Source organism: Vibrio sp. 1641, assembly GCF_033339995.1.
GTDB classification, from domain to species: domain Bacteria; phylum Pseudomonadota; class Gammaproteobacteria; order Enterobacterales; family Vibrionaceae; genus Vibrio; species Vibrio alginolyticus.
The window spans coordinates 1-519 of sequence record NZ_JAWOVP010000506.1 but is presented as its reverse complement, the minus strand read 5'-3'; the positions used below and the strand labels follow the sequence as shown (position 1 = coordinate 519).

At 47.0% G+C, this 519-nt stretch carries 1 pseudogene; it reads left to right on the top strand.

Features of this window, described 5'->3' with window-relative positions:
• Window positions 1-8 precede the first annotated feature (8 nt).
• Window positions 9-519: pseudogene (envZ, locus tag R7Z47_RS26820) on the top strand (two-component system sensor histidine kinase EnvZ); the annotation flags it as partial.

Genomic DNA, 519 nt, shown 5'->3' with positions numbered 1-519 from the left:
AAATTTCCATGCGAATCCGAAGTTCACTGACACAATCTATTCTACTGTTCATCTCCTTGCTTCTCGCTAGCCAAGTCTTTTCTTATTACGCCGTTTTTAACTACGCGTTGATGCCAAGCCTGCAACAGTTCAACAAAATTCTCGCTCACGAACTGAATCTGGTTCTCGATGAAGATGGCCCGCTCAAATCGGATGCACCATTGCGTCGCCAGTTATTAGAAAGGTTGGGCGTGACAGTTCACAGCATCAACAGCGAGAAGGCGGTTGAGTTTAACCATGCGATGTCGATTGATTTGATGTCGGAGGAAATGACTCAAGAGCTTGGCTCACCAACCGAAGTACGCCTGTTGCTGGGTAGTGAAAGCTACATTTTGTGGATGCACATCGAGAAGCTGCCCAATTCCATTATTCGCATCCCGCTGTCTGAGCTGCAAGAAGAGGACTTTGCGCCGCTATTTCGTAACAGCCTGATCATGGCGCTATTAATTATCGCAGGTGGTTGGTTGTTTATTCGCTTGC